This is a genomic window from Exiguobacterium sp. UBA5002, from assembly GCF_002396765.1.
Lineage (GTDB): Bacteria > Bacillota > Bacilli > Exiguobacteriales > Exiguobacteriaceae > Exiguobacterium_A.
This window is the reverse complement of the sequence record NZ_DGYQ01000016.1, coordinates 55,559-72,169: the sequence shown is the minus strand read 5'-3', so window position 1 is coordinate 72,169 and position 16,611 is coordinate 55,559. Positions and strand designations below refer to the sequence as shown.

18 protein-coding genes are annotated in these 16,611 nt (G+C 48.1%); 9 read left to right on the top strand and 9 right to left on the bottom strand.

The window, feature by feature from the left end; all coding sequences use genetic code 11:
• Together B4C70_RS03465 and B4C70_RS03460 are read right to left on the bottom strand one after the other, a co-directional pair.
• Positions 1 to 1,073 (bottom strand): RtcB family protein (locus tag B4C70_RS03465; RefSeq protein ID WP_290776950.1); only part of this gene is annotated, 1,073 nt, incomplete at its 3' end.
• A 31-nt stretch (positions 1,074 to 1,104) separates the two neighbouring features.
• The gene (locus tag B4C70_RS03460) at positions 1,105 to 1,926 is read right to left on the bottom strand and encodes a LysR family transcriptional regulator (RefSeq protein ID WP_290776949.1); all 822 of its coding nucleotides are present in this window, start codon (positions 1,924 to 1,926) and stop codon (positions 1,105 to 1,107) included.
• A gap of 107 nt (positions 1,927 to 2,033) precedes the next feature.
• Between B4C70_RS03460 and B4C70_RS03455 the strand changes: the two genes are divergently transcribed.
• Entirely contained in the window at positions 2,034 to 3,272 is a 1,239-nt protein-coding gene (locus B4C70_RS03455) for a purine/pyrimidine permease (RefSeq protein WP_149427056.1), read from the top strand.
• 165 nt (positions 3,273 to 3,437) lie between these two features.
• On the opposite strand, the gene B4C70_RS03450 is transcribed toward B4C70_RS03455, so the two are convergent.
• The 3 genes from B4C70_RS03450 to B4C70_RS03440 all read right to left on the bottom strand — a co-directional run bounded on the left by B4C70_RS03450 (position 3,438) and on the right by B4C70_RS03440 (position 6,814).
• Positions 3,438 to 4,526, bottom strand: a complete 1,089-nt coding sequence (locus B4C70_RS03450) for an MBL fold metallo-hydrolase (protein WP_290776948.1) — start codon at positions 4,524 to 4,526, stop codon at positions 3,438 to 3,440.
• Positions 4,527 to 4,646: 120 nt separating this feature from the next.
• Positions 4,647 to 5,108, bottom strand: a complete 462-nt coding sequence (locus tag B4C70_RS03445) for a general stress protein (protein ID WP_035398102.1) — start codon at positions 5,106 to 5,108, stop codon at positions 4,647 to 4,649.
• A 125-nt stretch (positions 5,109 to 5,233) separates the two neighbouring features.
• On the bottom strand, positions 5,234 to 6,814 hold the full coding sequence (locus B4C70_RS03440) for a peptide chain release factor 3 (protein WP_035408673.1): 1,581 nt from the start codon (positions 6,812 to 6,814) through the stop codon (positions 5,234 to 5,236).
• Between the two features lie 402 nt (positions 6,815 to 7,216).
• On the opposite strand from B4C70_RS03440, the gene B4C70_RS03435 reads away from it, so the two are divergent.
• Positions 7,217 to 8,461: an MDR family MFS transporter gene (locus B4C70_RS03435; protein ID WP_290776947.1), complete on the top strand. Its 1,245-nt coding sequence runs from the start codon at positions 7,217 to 7,219 to the stop codon at positions 8,459 to 8,461.
• Between the two features lie 56 nt (positions 8,462 to 8,517).
• Here the strand turns inward: B4C70_RS03435 and B4C70_RS03430 are convergent, their stop codons facing one another.
• Positions 8,518 to 9,315, bottom strand: a complete 798-nt coding sequence (locus B4C70_RS03430) for a hypothetical protein (protein ID WP_290776946.1) — start codon at positions 9,313 to 9,315, stop codon at positions 8,518 to 8,520.
• Positions 9,316 to 9,455: 140 nt separating this feature from the next.
• On the opposite strand from B4C70_RS03430, the gene B4C70_RS03425 reads away from it, so the two are divergent.
• The 3 genes from B4C70_RS03425 to B4C70_RS03415 all read left to right on the top strand — a co-directional run bounded on the left by B4C70_RS03425 (position 9,456) and on the right by B4C70_RS03415 (position 12,333).
• Positions 9,456 to 9,866: an RrF2 family transcriptional regulator gene (locus B4C70_RS03425; protein ID WP_290776945.1), complete on the top strand. Its 411-nt coding sequence runs from the start codon at positions 9,456 to 9,458 to the stop codon at positions 9,864 to 9,866.
• Positions 9,867 to 9,988: 122 nt separating this feature from the next.
• A complete protein-coding gene (locus B4C70_RS03420) occupies positions 9,989 to 11,002 on the top strand; it encodes a hypothetical protein (RefSeq protein ID WP_290776944.1) in 1,014 nt (337 codons plus the stop codon).
• A 26-nt stretch (positions 11,003 to 11,028) separates the two neighbouring features.
• On the top strand, positions 11,029 to 12,333 hold the full coding sequence (locus B4C70_RS03415) for an LD-carboxypeptidase (RefSeq protein ID WP_290776943.1): 1,305 nt from the start codon (positions 11,029 to 11,031) through the stop codon (positions 12,331 to 12,333).
• A gap of 43 nt (positions 12,334 to 12,376) precedes the next feature.
• Here B4C70_RS03415 and B4C70_RS03410 read toward each other — a convergent pair whose 3' ends face one another.
• Positions 12,377 to 12,700 (bottom strand): hypothetical protein, encoded by a 324-nt coding sequence (locus B4C70_RS03410; RefSeq protein ID WP_023467783.1) that lies wholly within the window; start codon positions 12,698 to 12,700, stop codon positions 12,377 to 12,379.
• Between the two features lie 91 nt (positions 12,701 to 12,791).
• On the opposite strand from B4C70_RS03410, the gene B4C70_RS03405 reads away from it, so the two are divergent.
• Positions 12,792 to 13,217: a DUF2621 family protein gene (locus B4C70_RS03405; protein WP_290776942.1), complete on the top strand. Its 426-nt coding sequence runs from the start codon at positions 12,792 to 12,794 to the stop codon at positions 13,215 to 13,217.
• Between the two features lie 41 nt (positions 13,218 to 13,258).
• Here the strand turns inward: B4C70_RS03405 and B4C70_RS03400 are convergent, their stop codons facing one another.
• Both B4C70_RS03400 and B4C70_RS03395 read right to left on the bottom strand, forming a co-directional pair.
• Positions 13,259 to 13,738: a CcdC family protein gene (locus B4C70_RS03400; RefSeq protein WP_149427051.1), complete on the bottom strand. Its 480-nt coding sequence runs from the start codon at positions 13,736 to 13,738 to the stop codon at positions 13,259 to 13,261.
• A gap of 16 nt (positions 13,739 to 13,754) precedes the next feature.
• Positions 13,755 to 14,453 carry a cytochrome c biogenesis CcdA family protein gene (locus B4C70_RS03395; protein WP_023467780.1) on the bottom strand — a complete coding sequence of 233 codons (699 nt, stop codon included), beginning with the start codon at positions 14,451 to 14,453 and terminating at the stop codon, positions 13,755 to 13,757.
• Positions 14,454 to 14,675: 222 nt separating this feature from the next.
• Between B4C70_RS03395 and B4C70_RS03390 the strand changes: the two genes are divergently transcribed.
• From B4C70_RS03390 to B4C70_RS03380, 3 genes are all read left to right on the top strand, one after another.
• The gene (locus tag B4C70_RS03390; RefSeq protein ID WP_023467779.1) at positions 14,676 to 14,870 is read left to right on the top strand and encodes an aspartyl-phosphate phosphatase Spo0E family protein; all 195 of its coding nucleotides are present in this window, start codon (positions 14,676 to 14,678) and stop codon (positions 14,868 to 14,870) included.
• A gap of 73 nt (positions 14,871 to 14,943) precedes the next feature.
• Positions 14,944 to 15,363, top strand: coding sequence for a hypothetical protein (locus B4C70_RS03385; protein WP_290776941.1), 420 nt, complete (start codon positions 14,944 to 14,946; stop codon positions 15,361 to 15,363).
• Between the two features lie 303 nt (positions 15,364 to 15,666).
• Entirely contained in the window at positions 15,667 to 16,563 is an 897-nt protein-coding gene (locus tag B4C70_RS03380; protein ID WP_290776940.1) for an SH3 domain-containing protein, read from the top strand.
• Positions 16,564 to 16,611: the final 48 nt, after the last annotated feature.

The window sequence follows — 16,611 nt, the reverse complement described above, 5'->3', positions numbered from 1 at the left end:
CGCGTCGATGCGACGACTGAACTTGACCAGACATCAGTCATCGTCTTTTCGAACGCATCCAGTTCAACAGTTTTGAATGCTTTTGATCGTGACATGATACGACCTGCCCCGTGTGGTGCGGAATAGTTCCAATCAGGATTTCCTTTTCCAACGACGATCAAGGAGCCGTCACGCATGTTCATCGGAATGATTGCCCGCTCGCCGGCTTTTGCAGAGATGGCACCTTTTCGTAGAATCATCGCGTCAAGATCGATATAGTTGTGGATCGTATCGAACTGATCCGCTACCGTCCATCCCATCGCTTCAAAAATAACTTCAGTCATCGCTTGACGGTTCAATGCTGCGTATCGTTGGGCAATCTTAAGATCATGGAGGTAACGCTCCATCGCTTCGCCAGAAACAGATGCTAAATCTTTGTTAAACGTAGACCGTTTTTCCTTCAATTGCTGTAAGGTGGCTTGAATCTCCGACTCGCGCCCTTGTTGCTTCAATTCGGCGATGACTCGGTCCGCGTCAAATTGGAAGCGTGCCGTTTCCGCTTCTGCTTGATAATGTTCGGCAATCGTCTTCCCAAGATTGCGACTACCAGAATGAATGACGAGATAGCGCTGTCCTGCTGCATCCTGGTTCAGTTCGATGAAATGATTCCCTCCACCAAGCGTACCGATTGATAATCGTGCCCGCGTCTCGTTAAACGGTGCAAGCACTTGATCAAACGGTACCTGTTCGGACAATGGATGAGCTTGCTGACGTACCGACATGCCACTTGGAACAAGACGCTGAATCGTCGCGTCAAGTTTCGCATAATCGATTGGTTGTTGTTCAGCAAGTCGTGTACATAACATGCCGCAACCGATATCGACACCAACGAGATTCGGTACGACCTCGTCCGTCACATGCATCGTCGTTCCGATGACAGATCCTTTTCCAGCATGGCAATCTGGCATGATCCGGACGCGACTGTCTGTCGCAAATTGTTCCTCTAACATAGCTGTGACTTGCTTAATCGTCAGGTCGTCGACGTTATCCGTGAAAATCTTTGCTTCTCCATACGTGCCTTGAATCGTTTTCATACGATCGTTCCTCTCTTTCCTATCCATTTAATTATTCTGCTGTTTCTTTCATGATTTCAATGAATTGTTTCGTCAGTGTCGTCGGTCCCGTCTCTGTCAACCAGACGAAGGCTGTCGTACTTGCGGCACCGGATAGGTATGTCTGGTGCAGTCCTGTCATATCCAGTTCCCGCAACGTACTCTCCGGCAATACAGTCACCGCTTGTCCACTGCGGACAAGTCCAATCAGCGTCAAGACATCGGAACATGTCTCTTGCGATACGACGCCGAGCCGTTGACTTAACGTCTGAAAGACACCGAGTCCTTCCTGACTCGGAATGATGAGATCCGCAGTCGGATGATCCGGATGCCAGACTTGATGAAACGGTTCTTCTTCCATCCATTCAATCGAGATCCCTTGCGCATCAATCGGCAGACGGACGAACGCTGCATCAAGCGACCGCTCTTTCAACCGTTCGATGAGCGCACTCGATTCTCCTTGGTGGACTTGTAAGATAATGCCAGGATGTCGTCGTTTCATCCGTTCAATCCATTCGACGAGCCGACTGGCTGATAATGTGTTCACACCAATGCGCAAGATACCCGTTCGTCCGGCTTCGATGTCGCTCACTTCCATCCGTGTCTCCTGCTCGAACTGTAGTAAAGAAACTGCTCGTTCATATAAGCGGTTGCCGCTTGGGGTAATCCGAATCCCGCGCCCTGCCCGCTCAATCAGACGAACGCCAAGCTCTTCTTCCATTCGCCGAATTTGCTGCGTCAAGGCTGGTTGCGCCATCCGTAAGCGCTCCGCCGCCCGCGTGACGGATTGTTCCTCGACGACCGCACAAAAATAGCGGTACTGACGTAAATCCATATTCATCATCTCTTTCATATGTTTTCGTGTATAAAGATATATGAATCATAACATCAATCATATGCTATGATGCAGGAATATCTGAAGTTTAAGAAAGGAGCTTTTTCATGAAACAAACGACTTCTACCTTCCAGTGGATTGTCTTTTTACTCGCGAACACGATTGCTTTACCAATCGTCGTCGCCAGTCTGTTCGACCTCTCTTCAGTCGAGACAGCTGCTCTCGTCCAACGGTCGTTCTTTGTAGGCGGGATTGCCTGTTTCCTACACGGAGCCTTCGGCCACCGGCTTCCGATCGTATCGGGACCTGCCGGATCATGGGTCAGCATCTTCGTCGTCATCGCCGCATTACCGGTCGATTCAAAAACGGCTTTTACGATCGCGATGGCAGCCGTCGTCATTGCCGGCGTCGTCCTCATCATTCTCGGTTTGACAGGATGGACGAAATACTTATTACCCGTCTTCACACCGCTCGTCAGCGGAACGTTTTTGCTCTTATTATGTATTCAATTAACAGGCGTCATGCTCGGTGCCGTTCTTGCCGTCGAGGCAACACGTCTCGCCGGAATCATCACGTTCTTGCTCGTACTCGGACTCAGCCAATTCGGACCGAGTCGCTTACGTCCGTTTGCCTTGATGATCGGAATCATCGTCGGTTGGCTCGTCAGTCGTCCGTCGCTTCCTGCATCGTCTAGTTTGTTCGCACCACCGCAAGCGTTACCGTTCGGATGGCCACAGTTTGACGGCAGTGCATTCCTTGTCGCGATTCCGTTCGCGATTTTGCTTGTCGTCAATTTAATTGCCGCTTTAAGTGCCGTCGAAGCAACGCTTCAAAAACAAGGACGTCTCCACCAAGGGTTATCCATCGAAGGTGTCATTCATTTACTCGCCGCTACTTTCTCGACGCTTGTACCGGTGCCTTTACCGATTACGAGCGGGTTCATCGCGCAAACAGGAAGCCGGAAACGTCGTCCGTTCTTGATTGCCTCGCTCGTCATCGCACTGATTGGTTTCTTCCCAAGCTTGATCGGGATCATCGCGACATTACCGCGTAGCGTTGCGAGTGCCGCGTTGCTTGCGACATTGCCGCACATGTTTCTGATTGCCTGGCAGTCTGCTGAAAGTAATATGGAGAACAGTCGCCGCCGCCATGCGTTTGCGATCAGTGCCGTCATCGGCATCAGTATCTTGTTACAATCGACCGTCATCGCGGAAGTTCTGCCTTTGACACTTCGTCCGTTCCTCAGTAATGGGTTACTCGTCGGAACGATGCTTGTGCTCGGTTTCGAGATCATCGAAAAAGTACGTTCCCGTCGCGCGAAACAAGCGGATCGATTGGCGAGCTAAATGAGATTGTACGATCCAGACGATGTCATCATCCTCGCTTTCCTGTAAGAGTCGAGGATGAACATTTCTTCTGTTTATTCATCTAAAAAAGTAGCCTTTTCGATGTGATTCGAAAAGGCTACTTTTTTCTTATTTCATTCAATTAAAATCAAAAAGCTATTTTACTCAACGCACTTCCCGCCACCATTTTCGTGTCGTGCTCTCGGGTGTCACACTCTCCCCGATCATTGGTGTCAGAACCGGAATCTCATCGCGTTTCGCTTCCTTGAGCAACCGTTCGACCGGTTCGAACCAGGCATGAAAAGCGAGGATGAAGGCAGACCAGTGAATCGGCATCAGGACGCGACCTTTGACATCTCGATGTGCTTGAACTGTTTGTTCCGGTAACATATGCGAATTGGACCACCGGACATCATACTGCCCACATTCCATCATCGTCAAATCAAACGGACCATATTGTTCGCCGATTGCTTTAAAGTGTGGACCATATCCACTATCGCCACTAAAAAAGACCTTTTGCGAGCCTTCGATGACCCATGACGCCCATAGCGTTGAAAATTGATCAAGACCATTTCGCCCTGAATAATGGCGCGAAGGAGCCGCTGTCAGTTTGATGCCACCGACTTGCGTCGATTCATGCCAGTCGAGTTCCGTGATTCGCTCAGCCGAGACACCCCATCCACGGAGACGACTACCGACCCCGAGTGGCACGATGAAGCGACCGACTCGATTTTTCAAGGCGAGGACGGATGGATAATCAAGATGATCATAATGGTCGTGCGAATAGACGACGACATCAATCAACGGCAGGCGATCGAGATCAACCTTCTGCGTCGTTTGAAAACGTCCCCCACCCAGTTTCGGGAACGGTGATGGTGCGCGCCCGAGCATCGGGTCAAAGAAAATCGTTTGTTCATCAAGTTCGAGTAAAAACGCCGAATGTCCGAACCATGTGACGCGTGGTGCTTCACTATCGTCTTGACGTCGCTGATACGGAAGCGTCGGTAACGCTTTGACAGGACGCAGATTCGGAATGTTTCGTCCGTAATCCTTTAAGATGCTTTTCATCGAGTCCCATTCCATCTTCAACTGGAAATCCATCTCATTTTTGAACTTCCCGTCGACAAAACGATCTGATCGCTCGAAACTCCGCCGCTCTGCACGGCTTGGTCGTTTCCCAAACACCGGGTATCGGTTGATGAACCAAGCACTGGCAAGACCGATTCCTGCTAAAGCTGTCACTATTTTTTTCATGTCTTATCACCTCTTCGATGCTCTCAGTATAGCACCTCGATTCCTCACACATCTCGCTTTGCGACTCCGGACACGAGAAAAAAGTGAAGATCACCGATATGGCGCCTTCACTTCTAGGTATTAGTCGAGATCGTCCGCTTTCCACTTCGCCCGGTCGCTCTTCTCACCGTCCCCGCGGTGATTGGATTCATAGGCGTTATTCCCTGGATTTTCGACCTTGTTATCATCGTGCCGATGATCATGATCGTGGTCATGGTGATGATGGTGCTCATGGTCGTGGTCATGATCGTGATCTCGATCCTTGACGAACAATGCAAGACCGCCACGCTCGACTTCTGCGTAATGCCGTTCTGCCTCATCGTCCGAATGTCCGACACGTTTTAATGTCTCGCGGAGCGGTGGTTCTTTAGAAAATTTTGATTTGACCTGATCAATCCAACTTGCACCCGATGCTTCGTCTGCCGCGTCATCTCGACCGACGACAGAAAAATCCGAATCATGATGCCCTTGTTGTTTCAATTCCTCGATTTTTCGTTCCAGACTCGATTGATCCTGATAGATTCCAACAAACCGTTTCGCCATCACATGACACCGTCCTTTTTCATATGAATTCAAACTCGCTCTGTTTTTACCCTTGTTCGCTTGCCATCAAACGAAATTTCAGGAACGAAAAAACGGACCACTTCGAAAAGTAGTCCGTCAAAAACTTAGAGTTGTTGCGGTGAATCGACCAATGTGATGGTTCCTTCGTTTTTCTGAACGAATCGCTCGTAGACGAAATCATTCGCAAATAATAGAACAGCATTTTCCCAACGGTCGTAGACGAGAACCGTCCGTGAATCCGTCAATTGTTTGACGGCAGCGACTTCAGCTGGCTTGATCCATTTCGCGACTTGGAAGTTCGCAGCATCCTTCAAGATGTCAACGCCATACTCACCTTTGAGCCGGTGCTCGAAGACTTCGAATTGGAGTTGTCCGATTGCTCCGAGGATGATTTCGTTGTATTCCGTCTTGTAGACCTGGATCGCACCTTCTTGCGCGAGCTGTTCGACACCTTTTTGGAACTGTTTCGACTTCAAGGCGTTTTTTGTGTAGACCTTCAAGAAGAGTTCTGGTGCGAACGTCGGGAGTGCTTCATATTGCAATGATGGATCACCGTTCGTAATCGTATCACCGATTTGATAGTTGCCTGAATCGTACAATCCGATGACGTCTCCTGCGAACGCTTCATTGACCGTTTCCCGCTCATCCGCCATGAATTGTGTCGATTGCGACAGTTTCATTTTCTTGCCTGTCCGTGTCAGGACGACGTCCATTCCACGATCAAATTTACCCGTACAAATACGGACGAACGCAATCCGGTCACGGTGGTTCGGGTTCATGTTTGCTTGAATCTTGAAGACGAAACCGCTGAAGAAGTCTTGTGCCGGCTCGACTTTCCCTTTATTCGACTCACGAGGTGTCGGTGAAGGGGACAAGTTCAAGTAATGTTCAAGAAGTGGTGTGACGCCGAAATCGACGAGGGCTGATCCGAAGAAGACCGGAGTCAACTCACCTTTTGCGATCAATTCTTCATCGTATTCGTTACCTGCGCCGTCGAGTAAGTCGACTTCATCCATCAACGTCTCGTACATTTCCGAGTTGATCGTCGTCGCGAGTTCTTCGTTTGCGAGACCTTCCTCGCCGAGTTCGATCGTCTTGCGATCATTTTTAAAGCAGTGGAATTGTCCTTTGACGCGGTCATAGACCCCTTCGAACTGTTGACCTGAACCAGCTGGCCACGTCACAGCTACAGACGGGATGCCGAGGACTTCTTCGAGTTCTTCCATCAATTCGAGTGGGTCACGCGCTTGACGGTCCATCTTGTTGATGAACGTAAAGATTGGAATCCCGCGCATCCGACAGACTTGGAACAGTTTCTTCGTTTGTGACTCGATCCCTTTCGCCGCATCGATGACCATGATCGCTGAGTCAACCGCTGTCAGGATCCGGTACGTATCTTCACCGAAGTCCGAGTGACCTGGTGTATCCATGATCGAGACGATCTTTTTGTCGTATTCGAATTGCATGACCGAAGACGTAACAGAGATTCCGCGTTGTTTTTCGATTTCCATCCAGTCGGATTTCGCAAATTTCGAGTTTTTCCGTGCCTTGACAGAACCTGCCTCACGGATTGCCCCTCCGTGCAGGAGGAATTTTTCAGTTAATGTCGTCTTACCCGCATCCGGGTGGGAAATGATGCCGAAAATCCGACGCTTTTCGACTTCCGTTTGTAGAATGTTTGTCATGTATGGTAGTTCCTTTCAACGATATATTCAAAAGTCCGATCAATCTTTTTCGCAACTAGTCTATCATACCGAATTTTCAAGGTCTCGTCCATTTCACTTCATTGACTCAATTTTCAGATTTAAGGTTGACAATTCATCACGATCTTCTTTACGATGACAAGGAAGTTCACTATTACAGAAGGAGGAGACGTACAATGGTATTCCATCAAGCCCGGACATCTGTCCACACTGTCTTTGTATCGGCTACAACTGTACGTCACCCAATCGTTTAATTTTTAATTAAGCAGGGTGTGCGTATGCGTATACGTACATGCTGCCCTCTTATATTAGGACGGGTATGCCCATATTTGTGCGTATCCGTCTTTTCTATTGTCTAAAAACGGAATATAAGGGGTTTTCACTATGTTTAACGCACTCAAACAGCTTGATCGCAACATCTGGATCCGGTTCGTCGGGGAAACGATCACTGGGATCATGATGTTCATGATTGCACCATTTTTAGTTCTTTATTATGCGGATCGACTCGATTCCTACTTCTTGGTCGGTATCATCATGGCGACCGGACCGATCATGTCGCTCGTCGGCGCCGTTCTCGGTGGTCACTTCGCTGATAAATTCGGTCGAAAACCACTGATGGTCCTCTCAATCATCGGTGACGTCATTGCTTTAATCGGCTTCTCGTTCGCCGATTCATTCGGACCGCTTCTCGCTTTGAACGCGCTGCTCGGTTTATCGAGTTCACTGTTCCATCCGGCGGCAAGCGCGATGGTCGCTGACGTCACACCACCAGAACGCCTGAACGAATCGTTCGGTCTGCTGCGGATGGGACATAACGTCGGGGCCGCATTCGGTCCACTTCTCGGAAGTGCCGTCCTGTTCGTCGACCGTTCACTCATCTTCTACTCTGCCGCTTTCGTCTTTTTCCTGTACGGAATCGTACTCTACTTCTTCATCGAAGAGACGAAACCGGACTATATCGAAAAGACGGACGAAGTCAAAGTATCACCGCTCACTGTATTGCGAAAGGATCATGTCTTTTTAATCTTCATCGGTGCGGGTGTCTTCATCTCGATGGGATTTGCCCTCGTTGAGAGTATGTTACCGGTCTTCTTGAAAGAAGGACTACCGGGGTTACCAACGAAACAAAATCCGTTCCCTTACTTGATGGCACTGAACGGAATCATGGTCGTCTTGTTCCAGTTCCCGATCGCTGCTCGCTTGTCCGGCAAAGCATTCGGAAAAGTCATGTTGCTCGGAGCCTCGATTTTCGGAATCGGCATGATTTTCCTCGCATTCGTTCCGTCTTACCTGTTCTCACTCGGAACGAGTTATGTCGTGCTCGTGACGGTATTGCTTGCGATTTATGCGTTCTATACGCTCGGCGAGATGATCATGTCACCTGTCCAGATGACGTTCATCGCCTTGATCGCACCAGAACATCTCCGCGGAACGTACAATGGTGCCGCTAGTCTCCAGTGGTTGATTGGTGGCGTCACCGCACCACTTCTCGGATCGTTATTCCTTGATACCGGAAAAGGTGACTTTGCGCTCGGATTCGTCGGACTGCTCTGTTGTGTCTCAGGTGGGGTCTATCTCGCACTCGACCGGTCGATTCAACGCGCAAAACGCTTAACGAAATCAGCTTAAAAAAGCGATGTGTCATGCTCCGACTTTTGTCAGAGCGTTACACATCGCTTTTCTCGTTAAGAGGGTAATTGATTTGCCGCTACGAACGGACCAAACAGGACCGGTAACGGATCAAGTCGTTGCTGGATTTCTTCAATGAAATTCGTCGATCCACTGACGAAGACGATCGGATCATTTGCCGTGATCATCGTCAAGAATTCGTGCATCTGTTGTTCCCATCCTTCTTGATGAATGTGATGAACGACCATCCCTTTCGTCGTCAAGGATAGGACATTCGCTAACATTCGTTCTGCCAGTTCCTCAGCTGAGACATGTAACAAGGTCGTTTTTCGACCACTCAAGAGCGCGTGCCTGGCTTCATCGATTACGGCTCCGAGATGATGTTCTTCTGCAATCAACAAAATATCTTGTTGACGCCAGTTTTCAGCATGACGGTATTTACAAAAATGGCGGCACGTATCGACGAGTTGATGGTGAACAATTGCCCATGCTTGAAGCAAAGGTACATCTTCTTTAAGGTCATATTCGATTTGAATAGCTTGAAGAATTTCACGACTGATGATGTCCGGGTACGTCAACAGAAACGATTTCGTCTGATCGATTTCATTCAGTAAAATCAATTTAAACAGTTCACTCGATTCATGCTGGTTTGTAATCTGATTCAATAATTGACTCAGGCGTAAAATCCGTAAGGCACGAGTTCCGTCCTGAGCCCCCGCTTCTCGAAGCGCGCGCAATTCTTCTTCGTACGTCGCCTCGAGCGAGTTATAGAAGCGCGTCGCGATCCGCAATCCCTTTTGCTCCATCGATGGACCGAGCTGTTGCAAAAGATGTAATGCCTGATCGAAATGCATAATTTAACCTACCTTTCACCGTCCATTATGCGTGAATCCACCCTCAAAAACAATCTCTAAAATGCATCTTATTTTTTGCACATTGAAAGTTGTAAATGCTTGCGTCCCCCCCTAGTATGTGTGTTAAGTAGGTGATGAAAATGCGCATGACACGTTATACGGATTACGCGATTCGGTCCCTGCTGTTCGCAGCAGCCCATCCCGATCGTTTAGTCCGAATCCAGGAAGTAGCGGATTGTTACGACATTTCTAAGAATCATTTGATGAAAGTAGTCTATCGTTTAGGACAGAGTGGTCTGATTGATTCTGTTCGTGGTCGTGGAGGTGGGTTCCGCTTAGCAGGTCCTCCAGATGCAATTCATATCGGTGACGTCGTACAACTGTTTGAACCAACCGTTCATTTTCTCGATCCGCAAGAAGGTATTCACGAGGTCCCTTCGCTCAATCCGGCACGTGATGCCTTCGATGATGCCATTGCGGCGTTCCATCAAGTACTCAATAGTTACACGGTACATGATTTGCTACATCCGACAGCTGATACTCATCCATAAATACTTGAAATGATTCCGAACCGCGATTGAGCCGGTTCGGAATCTTTTTTTATTCCACCCTCGCTCAATTGCGATTTCTCAAAACGCTCGTGGTATACTTATATAAGAAAGGAGGGGTACAGATGAACCCTCAAGAAGAACTCCATCTCTTATATCTTCGCTTAAAGGAAGAAGAACCCTCCGTTGCACGCGGTGAGGCCTTATGGGCCATCTTTGAGGAAACAGCTGATGATTCACTCCGCTTCCTCTCCTTATGGGCATTTTCACAAAATCAATTTGACTTAGGACACTTCCGATCGTTTCTCGTGTCCTTCACGCTCTTGATGGAATGGATCCGAAAAGATGAGATGACACTGACTCCCAAACAAGAACTTGATTTGTACTGGAACTACAAGTCCTACTTGATCTATATGGCAGAACAAGAAGATGTGACGGTCTCGCTTCTCGAAGAAGACCTCGACCGTTTCATCGACTTCTGTGACGCGCATGGCTTTATTCGGACACGTGACTATATCAGCTTCATGGTCTACAGCAAACTCGGTGACGAGGAACAAGCCGATCATTATCTATCGGAATGGGTTGACGCGCCAAGTGACGAACTCAGTGATTGCCCGTCCTGTGAAGCATTCAGCCGGATGACGTATGCGATTGATCGTGGCTTCGAAGATCGTGCCTTGCTACTTTATGCAGCACTGCGGCATGAACGCGGTTGCTCGCGGATGCCGGATCAGGCTCACCCATACATCCTACCGTTGTTCCTCAGTCGCAAAAAAGAACGCTTCGATTGGAGCGAACGCTTGATTGAAGAAATCAAACGTGGTGAAACCCTCTTCACAGGCGGTGATGAACCGTATCACCTGTATGCGAAGATGTATTATGATACAAACTATACTTGGTCGATGGAAGAGAAAAAACAATTGATCCCGTTCTTGACTGATCGTGGATATCTTCAGTTCCTACTCGCTCACTATGCGTTCGCCCATCGTCAATCGCTTGGTGAGGAAGCGTCGTATCTCGCAGCGCTTCGGACGAATCTCTATGAGATTGCACAGTCTCTCGATCGCCGGATCGAAGGTGTCTTCTACTTGAACCTCGTCGAACGTGAACTAAAACGGATCACCCAGTTCGTTGCCTGAATCTCATTCGTAAAGGAAGTGTCTTCATGTTAGATCATGTCCAGCTCGCTATGCCGAAAAACGAAGAAGATCGCGCCCGTGCATTTTATGCCGGGCTTTTACATATGAAGGAAGTCGAAAAAACAGCTGGTGTTCAAGCCAGTGGTGGTGTCTGGTTCGAGGATCATGGTGCAGCACTTCATCTCGGCATCGAGGAGCCATTCTCCCCTGCTAAAAAAGCGCATCCTGGATTAACCGTCGCTGCGTTCGAAGCCTTGAGCGATGCTCTTCAAGCTGCCGGTTATCCGGTTGAGCATGACACACGCCTTGCGCCACGTCGTCGTTTCTTCACAGCTGATCCCTTCGGTAACCGTTTGGAGATCATCGCTGCCCACCTGCCGACGTTAACTCCGAAGAAGTTGACGGATGGTTCTCATGTCCGCTTAATCGCACCAGCCTCAAGCCTCTCGACGGTCGAGATGAAGATCATCGATGGTGCGATCCAGACCCTCGAATCACTTGGATTACGTGTTTCGATCAGTCAACATGCGCGTGCCGTCAACCCGTTCGGTTCCAGTGATCCTGAATTACGGATTGCAGACCTCCATGCTGCGTTCGCTGATCCGAATGTTGATGCGATTCTGTGCGTTCGCGGTGGGTTCAGTACGAATGAACTTGTCGACTTACTTGACTACGAATTGATTCGGACACATCCGAAAATCCTGTGTGGCTTCTCCGATATCACAGCACTCAGTCACGCCATTCTAACGAATACCGGCTTAGTGACGTACTCGGGACCAATGTTACGGGCTTTCCGTGATCGCGACGCCTATACGATCGATTACTTCAAGCAAGTGTTGTTTGGAACGGATCCCGTTACGATCAAGCCTTCGGTGCATTGGCGTGATAACGATCGCGGACATGTCATTACGTTACCAAACAAAGGTCCACTTCTCTTATCTCCGGGACAAGCAAGTGGTCGACTGCTCGGTGGGAATCTTTGTACGTTAAATCTCCTGCAAGGCACACCACACTTCCCTGATTTACGGGATACGGTTTTATTCCTTGAAGACGATTACGAAGTCCATCCAGCGACGTTCGCCCGTGATTTCGCCTCATTGATGGCGCAACCGGGTGCCGAAACGATTCGCGGGATCGTCTTCGGGCGCTTCCAGCTCGCAACGAAGATGACGGAAGAGCATCTGCGGTATCTGATCTCGCTCTATCCAGTCCTAGAGCACGTACCGGTTCTTGCGAATGTCGACTTCGGACATACGAGTCCTTTGTTCACGTTTCCGATTGGTGGTCAGGTTGAACTGCATGACGAGGTCATCCGACTTCATATTTCTTGAATATCAAAAGAAGGAGACGCGGCAATCCGCATCTCCTTCTTTTTTAGTAGTCGAGCAATCTCGAAGCGTCGATTTGACGTTTCGACCCATCCGCGAACATCTCAAGTGTTGCGAAAATCTGGTCATTTGCCCATTCATAGTGAAGTAACGTGAAGTCTTCGAGTGTCGAGACCGTCTTGAACGTTTTCCCGACCGTAAAGGCACGCTTCCGGCTCGCATCTTCTGCCGGAACGGTGACGAAGATGACCGTGATCTCTTCGCCCTTCGTATCATAATAGAATTCAACGATCCGACCGTCCGCTGTTTCAGGTAAAACACCTTTACGGGGCTGTCCGGTCTCGTCCAATTGTACGTATGGTTGCAGCATTCTTTCGCCTCACTTTCTCCGTCATTCATCATAGCACGTCCACCTGATTTATGCTAATCTATATTTGATGTGAAAGGGGGATGAGTCGCGCATGGAATGGTTCATGAACGGGATTCTGCTCTGGGGCTTTATCATGATTACACTCATGGCGATTGGCGGGTTTTTCATGTTCCGGAAGTTCCTCAAGAAGTTACCGAAAGAAGACGGTAAATCGATGATGGACTGGGAAGTTGAGTACATCGACAAAACACGACACCTTTGGACGGATGAGACGATGGAGTTATTGAATGCTCTCGTCATGCCGGTTCCATCGGCATTTCGTGATGTCGCACGCCGCAAGATTGCCGGGCGGATCGGACAGTTCGCACTTGAAGAACGGGCGACAGAGATGACATCCGAACTGGTCGTCAAAGGGTATATTTCTGCGACACCGAAACGCGATCATAAATTCTTGAAAAAAGCACTAACGGAGCACGCCATCGACTGGCGAGACTACGCATTATACTTCCAAAATTGAAAGATGCACGAAAAACCGCCGAAGTCGCCTTCAGCGGTTTTTTAGTGAGGTAAGTGAGCAACCGGCACGGTGCCCGACTTGACTCGTTTGTATTTCATATACATCGCGAAGCGCCAAGGGACGATCATTCCGAATGCGACGAGATAAAAAATGCCGCCCGTTTCGAAAATATCAATCTGCCCGCCGATGAAGAACTTCGCAACCGTCCGAATGAATAAGATACCGAATAAGACGATGAAAAAAGCTTTCGAACGTTGCAAATAAATCTGCCCTTCTGCTTCATAAAAATTGGATGTCTTGATCAAAAAGATGCTGAAGATGGCTCCAATGAGCAATGCTTCTGCCACTTCCGTCCATGTCAGACGGGATGCTGGGTATAAAAACTGTAGCATACCCGTCGACATCGCAAAGGGAGGGATCAAGATTTTTTTAGCATTCGTCGGTTTTGCTGATGCCTTCACACGAATGAAGCTGATCAGCAATCCCATGACGAGCGCTACCCCAGTTGATATCCAAATCATCCGATCACTTCCTTGATTAAAATCCAGTGAATCCGACGATGTCACTCATCCATGCTGCGAATTTACTCAAGCCATCAAAATACAGCATGACTCCGAACACCATCATCAAGGCTCCCCCGAATTTCGTTAATTTCAGACTATACTGCACAAACAAGCGCGAACGACCGACGAAGAACGCCATCAATAAGAACGGAATCGAGAAGCCAAGGACATACGCGAGCATGTAGAACATGCCTTGACTCGGATTGGTCGCAGCTAATCCGATGACTCCTGCGAGAATCGGACCTGTACACGGTGTCCAACCGGCTGCAAAACCGATTCCGACGAGTACCGTCCCGACGTATCCTCCTTTTCGTTCCCCGAGATTCAGTTTCTTTTCACGCATCAAGAATGTTGGTTGCCATAATCCGACGAGAACAATCCCAAATACGAAGATAACGAGTGCCCCAACCATCCGTAACGTATCCCGATATGTGATAAAGACATCTGCGAACAACGATGTCGATAAACCGAGTACAACGAATACCATCGCAAAACCAACGAGGAACGCTAACGTATGAAACAAGGATCGCTTTTCTCGTACGCCCCGTTCTTTTAAATCCGTTACCGACACGCCTGTGATGTATGAGAGAAACACAGGATACAGTGGTAGCGTACATGGAGAGACGAAAGATAATAATCCTGCTCCAAACGCTAACCATAACGAGAGCTCCATCATGAGCATCCCCTTTCCTTTACTACTATAGAAGAAGTTCCTCCTCTATTTTGCCAAACTCCTCTGCATTTAGCACCTATTATCTCACAGAAAGTTGCAAAAGATTCGTGTCCGCCAAAATTACAAAAAAATTACATTTCGTCGATTTTACTGAAATCTCGTTGCGCCTAGTAAATGGACTTGCTAGAATATGGATACGACACCAATGTAAGGGAAACTGCTATGACGACACAACAACTATTGACGTTAGCCATCGAAGCCAAACGTAGCGAACTATATCATCAAGCTGACCAGTCCAGCTTCACCTCCCCGCGTGTTTTACAACTTAGCCATGAACTTGACGTCCTGCTTTTAGAATATTCACGGACAGTCCAAAACTACACCATTCACGGTTCGAACGAACCGCTCTTATCTTAATGCACGATTTGGTCAGCATTCGAGTATGAATGCTGACTTTTTTATGGTTTCTTATTTCTGATGGAGGTGCTTTATGTCCGCTCTTACATTCATTGCTAGTTCTCGCCCCCTCTTTATACCTGACGATCTCTCTCAATTATACGTACATGAAGTCGAACCGCTTGAATACGTCTCATTGAAGCGAGGACGATTCACGATGCCCTACTTGTATACGATCGAAGGTGCTGATCAGTGGGAGTTCATGATTTATCTACAGCGTTATATGGAGGAAGGAGATGTCCTCGAGCTGCTCTATATCGAAAATCAAAATGACAGCATGCATGACCATCTACCGTCCACTCCGCTACTAGAGCCGATTGAAATCAATATTCGCCAGCGAACGTACCAAACGATTCACGGCACGTTTCAGCTCTCCGCTGATGGTTGGATGCAGGAATTGTACCATCGTTCTTATCTGACAGCGTTCGGTGTGACGACGATCGTCAAGTATTGATCTATTATCATCCGTTTCACTTTTTCATCATCAGACGATAGAAGGATTCCACAATTTCTATTTTTAAGGCTTTTTTCTGTTGAATTGTGCGAATTTTTTATATTCAGTAAGCCTAAAGACCTATAAACACCCGTTTTTCATAATCAGTATTTCCTATAGATGACAAAAACTGCTCTTTTGCAATCTTGTTGTCACAAAAGCTCGGTTTGTAACTCGAATGACATTGACCTGTAAACGCACAGGTCAGATTTGCCGTGTAAAGTAGGAACAGTAAACACAGCATATGTCAGGAGGACATCAATAATGAAAAAAGCAGTTTTCGCTGCCGGTCTTGCAGCAACAGCTCTATCAGTAGGATTTGCCCAAGAGACAGAGGCTGCCTCAGAAACCGTAACAGTAAATACACCAGTACTCAACGTACGCACAGCACCTACAACTGCATCAGCAGACGTAGGCAATGTATATAAAGGTCAAACATTAAATGTCGAAGGACGTTCTGGCGCATGGATCAAAACAACAGTTAACGGTCAAAAACGTTATGTCCATGGTGCGTATACGTCTGCAGCAGGCTCATTCGACTTTAAAAAAGCGACAGTTACTACGGCAGTACTAAACGTCCGCACACAACCAACGACAAGCTCGAAAGATGTCGGTAACCTCTACAAAGGCGAAAAAGTCAACGTAGAAGCTAAAGTTGGTGCATGGATCAAAACAACAATCGATGGTAAAACACGCTACGTACACAGCGACTATACTTCACTCGCTGGCGTATCAAAAGCACCAGCAGCGCAAGCACAACCTGCTGCTAAACCAGCTGCGAAGCCAGCACCAAAAGCAGCTGCTAAACCAGCAACTGCAACAAAACAATCGATACCTGCAAAATCAGGTACGAAAGTGACAATGAACGTCACTGCTTACACGAACGACCCATCTAACAATGGTAGCCGACTTTACAACGGTCGTGCGTTGACAGCAAGCGGTTATGACGTTACGAATACGATCACGTACAATGGTATGCGTATCGTAGCAGCTTCTTCACAATACCCGATCGGTACACGTATGCACATCGAAGGCATTGGTGAAGCAATCGTACTCGACCGTGGTGGCGCAATCCAAGGTAACAAACTTGACCTTCTCGTTGGTTCACAACAAGAAGCACTCAACTGGGGACGCCAAAACGTCACAGTTACAGTCTACTAATCAAAACAAACAACCTGCCGGGCGAGACCGCCTGGCAGGCTTTTTTAT